4 protein-coding genes are annotated in these 6,207 nt (G+C 50.4%); 1 reads left to right on the forward strand and 3 read right to left on the reverse strand.

Features of this window, described 5'->3' with window-relative positions; genetic code table 11:
• Window positions 1-317: 317 nt before the first annotated feature.
• The 3 genes from secDF to I6E38_RS14065 form a co-directional block, all read right to left on the reverse strand.
• Window positions 318-3,332 carry a protein translocase subunit SecDF gene (secDF, locus tag I6E38_RS14055; RefSeq protein WP_235394581.1) on the reverse strand — a complete coding sequence of 1,005 codons (3,015 nt, stop codon included), beginning with the start codon at window positions 3,330-3,332 and terminating at the stop codon, window positions 318-320.
• 198 nt (window positions 3,333-3,530) lie between these two features.
• The gene (locus I6E38_RS14060; protein ID WP_235394582.1) at window positions 3,531-4,601 is read right to left on the reverse strand and encodes an endonuclease/exonuclease/phosphatase family protein; all 1,071 of its coding nucleotides are present in this window, start codon (window positions 4,599-4,601) and stop codon (window positions 3,531-3,533) included.
• 25 nt (window positions 4,602-4,626) lie between these two features.
• The gene (locus tag I6E38_RS14065) at window positions 4,627-5,580 is read right to left on the reverse strand and encodes a rhomboid family intramembrane serine protease (RefSeq protein WP_235394583.1); all 954 of its coding nucleotides are present in this window, start codon (window positions 5,578-5,580) and stop codon (window positions 4,627-4,629) included.
• Between the two features lie 244 nt (window positions 5,581-5,824).
• On the opposite strand from I6E38_RS14065, the gene I6E38_RS14070 reads away from it, so the two are divergent.
• On the forward strand, window positions 5,825-6,097 hold the full coding sequence (locus I6E38_RS14070) for an HU family DNA-binding protein (protein ID WP_235394584.1): 273 nt from the start codon (window positions 5,825-5,827) through the stop codon (window positions 6,095-6,097).
• Window positions 6,098-6,207: the final 110 nt, after the last annotated feature.

The raw sequence follows: 6,207 nt of genomic DNA on the forward strand, positions 1-6,207 counted from the left end.
TACTGAAAGCTGCTACTAACGACTCATAAATCTACCCTTAATCGTGTATTGGATGATAGTTGCGGATTTTAGGGTTAATTAAAATCTTGTCGTATAACAGTAAAAAAATACTCTCTTTTAAAACTATATAGAAACATTATCGTTTTACGTCTTAATTTATTCGGATACAAATTTACAAAAATTCCAGCATACTACAATGGCTAACAAGACTCTTTAACACAATGGATTAAGGATTTGCCTAAGAAACTGACGGGCACGAAAAAAGGCGCAACCCCAATCACTTGGAATTACGCCTTGATATAAGTGTGTTAGCGATATTACTTCACTTCAACTGCCTCTGCCATTGCAGCCTCTTCCTTCTTGACCTTACGGCCGAGAGTGATGTAAGCTACCGGAGCAGCGATAAAGATAGAAGAGAGTGTACCGAAGATTACACCGAGCAGCATAGCGAATGAGAAGCTGCGTGTGCTCTCGCCACCGAAGCAGAAGATACAGAGCAATACGATGAGCGTAGAGAGTGATGTATTAATGGTACGCGCGAGGGTCTCGTTCAGCGACTTGTTGAAGAGCTCCTGCAGATCCATCTTCTTGTGCAGTGTCAGGTTCTCACGGATACGGTCGAATACCACCACCTTATCGTTGATAGAGTAACCGATAACGGTAAGGATAGCACCGATGAAGGTCTGGTCAACCTCAAGTGAGAACGGAACAACGTCCCACAGCAGTGAGAAGAAACCTATAACGATGGTTGCGTCGATGGCAAGTGCTACGGTAGAACCGATAGAGAAAGCCACGTTGCGGAAACGTATCAAAATGTAGAGGAAGATAGCGGCGAGGGCGATGATCACTGAGATGATGGCACCGTGAGTGATGTCCTTAGCCACAGCCGGACCTACCTTTGTAGACGATACGATTGAACCGCCTGCGCGAACGTCAGGGTTCTTGAATGCCTCAACGCTGCTCTGTGTTACGAGACCTGCACCGTGCAGACCCTTGTATAGGATGTTCTCCACTTCGTTGTCTACAGCCGGATTGTTCGACTCAATCTTGTAGTTGGTTGATATACGTATAGTCTTGCCGTCAGTACCGAGTGCCAGGGCGTTGACAGTAGCTCCCTTGAACTGGGGCACGAGAGCTGCCTTTACTTCCTCAGGCTGTACCTGCTTCTCAAGCACTACAACATAGTTGCGACCACCAGTGAAGTCGATACCCTTGCTCAAGCCACGGATGGCGAAGCTGGCAATCATAACTACGATGATAGCGGCGAAGATGCCGAACGACTTCTTGCAGCCAGACATGAAGCCATAGTTCTTGTTCGCCATGAAGTTGCGCGAAACCTTGGTAGAGAAGGTCTGCTTTGTCCACTTGTCGTGAGCCAGACGGTTCTCGTAAACGAGACGTGTCAGGAACACAGCTGTGAAGAACGAGCAGCAGATACCGATGATAAGTGTGGTAGCGAAGCCGCGGATAGGACCAGTACCGAACACATACAGAATGATACCTGTGAGGATTGATGTCAAGTTAGAGTCGAAGATGGCTGAGAAAGCGTTGCTGTAGCCCAGAGCCAGAGCCTGCTTTGTGCCGAGACCCTTCTTGAGTTCCTCCTTGGTACGCTCGTAGATGAGCACGTTGGCATCCACAGCCATACCCAGGGCAAGCACGATACCGGCGATACCAGGCATTGTGAGTGCAGCCTGGAACGATGCCATGATACCCATTGTGAAGAAGAGGTTGAGCAAGAGAGCACCGTTGGCAACCATACCCGGGATGAAGTCGTACATTACAACCATGTAGATCATCAGGATGATGAAGGCTACGATGAACGAGATGAAGCCCTGCTGGATTGACTGTGCACCGAGTGTAGGACCTACTACTTCCTCCTGAACGATGTGGGCAGGAGCCGGCATACGGCCAGACTTCAATGTGTTGGCCAAGTCCTTTGTATCTTCGATGGTGAAGTTACCCGAGATTGACGACTGACCGCCAGATATTTCACCGTTAACACGAGGTGCTGAATATACTGTTCCGTCAAGAACAATGGCGATAGCCTTGCCTACGTTGGCCTTGGTGAGGGCTGCCCAGCGGCGTGCACCGTCAGAGTTCATCGTCATAGAAACCTCAGGTGTACCTGTAAGGTTGTTGAACTGGTCCTTGGCATCGGTCACAACGTCGCCCTCGATAGGAGCACGTCCGTTAGATGTAGTAACCTTGATGGCGTAGAGTTCGTATACGTTCTTAGCCTGGATGCCGTCGGCTGGCTTAGCGCCCCAAAGCAGACGAAGGTCTGAAGGGAGCACCTGCTTGGCGATGGCAGAGTAGATTATCTTGTTGACAGCAGCTGTGTCGCGTGCCGAAGCATAACCTACGAGGCTCAATGCACCGCTACCAGTGGGCTGGAATACAGAGAGGAGCGGGTGCTCCTTCTTGGCCTGTGCAAGCTGTGAAGAAGTCTCCTTAGTGTCGGCAGCCTCGTCAGCGTTCTTCTTGAGCTGGAGCTTGGCACCTGTCTTTGCCTCAGCAGTAGCCTTAACGGCTGCGGCTGTATCAGCGGCTGTAGTGTCAGCCACTTCTGCCTTGCCCGAGAGGGCTGCAGCCGCGCGCTGGTCGAGCTGCTGGAGGTAAGGAACAATCTCCTCAGAGTTGTATGTTTCCCAGAACTCAAGGTTTGCGCTACCCTGGAGAAGCTTACGAACGCGCTCAGGCTCGTTGATACCAGGCATTTCTACCATGATACGGCCCTGCTGGCCTTCGAGCTTCTGGATGTTAGGCTGAACGACACCGAACTTGTCGATACGTGTACGTACCACGAGGAACGAGTTGTCGATAGCTGCCTGAACCTCATCGCGCAGCACCTTCTCTACCTGCTTGTCAGAAGAGTTGGGCGATACCTTGCCCTGAAGCTGCTGTGTGGCGAAGATCTCAGAGAGGTGATGTCCCGGAGCGTTCTTCTTGTAAGCGTTGATGAAGAGAGTGATGAAATCGCTCTGCGACACCTCGTGCTCGGCACGTGCTTCCTTCATCGACTTGGTGAAGGCTGCGTCTGTCTTGTGGTCGGCGAGGTTCTCAACTACGTCGGGAACGCTCACTTCGAGGATAACGTTCATACCGCCCTTAAGGTCAAGACCGAGTCCGATCTGTGTCTCAAGGCACTTCTGGTATGAGTAGAGCCCGAGGAACTTCACAGAGTCCTTGTAGTCCTGCTGTGCTATTGGGTCCTTTATCTTCGCAGCCTGGCTGTCATAGTATTTTGTGGCAGCCGAGAACGAGAGATAAAAGATACTTGCAAGCGTCAGAAGGACGGCTGTTACAATTACAATACCTTTGTTCTGCATTTTTTGTTTTTATTTTTTGTTATTATTGTTTTCTTCGTTAGTATTGTTTTATACTAAAGCATAGATAGCGTGCAAAGTTACTGATTTTCTTTCGTTTTGCGAAATTTATAGCTTTATTTATTTAATTTAAGGTGCAATATTAGCAAATCTCACCACCTCAACTCCAATCAAACCACACCACCTCACCATCTCAACCTCTCACCCCCTTTTCAGCCAACAGATGATGGGGTAATGGTCGGATGCCTTGATGGAGTTGTCCACATGGCAGCGATAGGGTGTCCAATGGTCGGAGCACATGATGTTGTCGATGCGCACGTAGAAGGCGTTGTAGTGGTAGCTTATGCCGGGGCCGTTGCCCGAGGCTACATAGCAGTCGTTGAGCACCGATGCCAGTCGGTGGCGCACATATGAAATGGGCGAATCGTTGAAGTCGCCCACGAGTATGATGCTTCTGCCCTCATGCTGCTCCACATATCGTGCCACAGCATCGGCTTGCGGGGCGCGTATGGCTGAAGCCTCGCCCAGCTTGTGCCACAGTCGGCGCGACTCGCGTTCGGCTTCGCGGTTGCGTATGTCGCCCTTTATCATGGCGTGAAACTTGGAGCGGTCGTCGAGCGATAGTCCGGTAGTCTCAAAATGGTTCACTACAACTATCGTGGTGTCGCCCTTGGCTGTTACTACATGGAAGGCAGCCGAGTTGTTGCCTTTTGATGTGTATTCGATGTTCTCCTTGTCGGCTATAGGGAAGCGGCTGTATATACATATCTCGTCGCCACCGTCCTGTGCGTTGGCGGTGGAGTGGTGGGGATACATAGCCGAGAGGGTAGAGTCGACTATCTCGTGCTTGCGTCCTGACGTGCCGTATTCCTGCATGCACAGTATGTCGGGGTTCTGACGCTTTATGTATTGTAGTATTTCGGACGGCTCGGAGGTGTCGGTCCATGTGCTGAAGTTGAACACGTTGTACGACATCACCTTTATGCTGCCCTGTGGGGTGGCAGGGTTGCGGTTGAACGGTGTGTAGACGCGTATGGGCTGGAATCCCAACACCAGTCCTGCCACAGGAATCGCTGCCCATTTCACTCTGAACATCAGCCAGAAGACGAGAAACGCCAGATTGGCAACGAGTAATACGGGGAAAAGCAGTCCTAAGTTGGCTATAAGGGGGTGGTTGGTGGGGTTGACGCGGTCGCTGTAGCCTATGAGCTGCATCACCACGATGGTGGCGATGTTGGCTCCTGCTATTATCCTGAGTGTGAAGTCTTTCATTGTTTTCGTGGCTGTCATGTCTGTTTTATTTGCGACTCTTGTCAAACAGCCATTGCTTCTCTTCGTTGGTCAGGCTGTCGTAGCCCGAACGGCGTATCTTGTCGAGGATAGCATCGGTGCGCTCCTGCTCCCTCCGCTTGCGCTCGTTGTATTCGGCATCGGTCTCAGGGCGCTGTGTGGTGCGTCCGTTGGGCTGGCTGTAGCCCCAGCGTGAGGTGTCAGGACCCTTGGCGCTGCGGTGGGTGCGTCGCTCCCAGCCCGAGCGCAGCGAGTCGAAGAACTGCTGTCCGCCACGACGGTTGTAGTTGATGTCGGGATGGCGGCGCCAGTAGCGTATGAGGAAGAATCCTACAACCATACCGCCAAGGTGTGCAAGGTGAGCCACGCCGTCGCCGGTGGTAGAGAATGCCATGAACAGCTCTATGCCAGCATAGATGATGACAAACCATTTTGCCTTGATGGGCACAGGCAGGGGGAAGATGAACAGGCGCTCCTCGGGATAGAGCATGCCGAAAGCGAGCAGTATGCCGTATATGGCACCCGAAGCGCCCACTGTGGTCCATGCGTTGAGGAACATGGCGTTGGCTTTCACTACGAGCATGGTCTGCGAGAGTGAGAATCCGGGTATCTGTTCGGCGGCAAGCAGATAGAACTGCACCATCTGTGCCAGCTCTTGAAACAGTCCGGCACCTATGCCGCAGGCGATGTAGTAGAACAGGAACTTGCGTGCTCCCCACGTGCGCTCAACGATGCAGCCGAACATCCACAGTGCAAACATATTGAAGAATATGTGGCTCCATCCGCCATGTGCGAACATGTAGGTGATGAGCTGGTAGGCATGGAAGTCGGGCGCCATGATGAAGTGCAGGCCGAGGATACTGTTGAGGTCGGCACCTATCATCTGCAAGGCGTAGGTGGCGAGAAACACCACGACGTTTATGATGAGCAGGTTGCGTGTTACTGTTGGAATGTTATTCATAATAAATGTGTTCAATTTGTTCATTAACAAGTGGCAAAATTACTAAAAATCCCCGTAAACAGGCATAAAAAGGGGTATTGGCGTTGTTTTTTTCAATAAATTATGCACTTTTTTCCGATTTTAGTTTGAATTGTGAAAGGAATAGTCTAAATTTGCTTTTGGAAAGGTAGCAAATGTATGATTTCCACCCTATTTCCGATTGTTTTCACTTGAATTTTACAAACAATTTAATACATAAAGAATTATGAATAAGACAGAATTAATTGAGAAGATAGCAGTAGGTGCTGAACTGAGCAAGGCTGATGCCAAGAAGGCTCTTGAGGCTACAATCGAGGCTATTAAGAACGCTCTCGTTGAGGGTGACAAGATCCAGCTCATCGGCTTCGGTACATTCAGCGTTTCGGAGCGTCCGGCACGCGAGGGCATCAACCCTGCTACTAAGGAAAAGATTACTATCGCAGCAAAGAAGGTTGCCAAGTTCAAGGCTGGCGCTGAGCTTGCTGACGCTATCAAGTAATACAGCAAAAAGGTTTAAGAGAATTATTCTTACGACGTAAAGAGGGTGTGTCATAATTGACTATGGTCATTTATGGTGCACCCTCCTTTTGTATATCGTTTAGCGAGAGC

Origin of the sequence: Leyella stercorea, assembly GCF_021531355.1 — a bacterium.
Taxonomy (GTDB): Bacteria; Bacteroidota; Bacteroidia; order Bacteroidales; family Bacteroidaceae; genus Prevotella.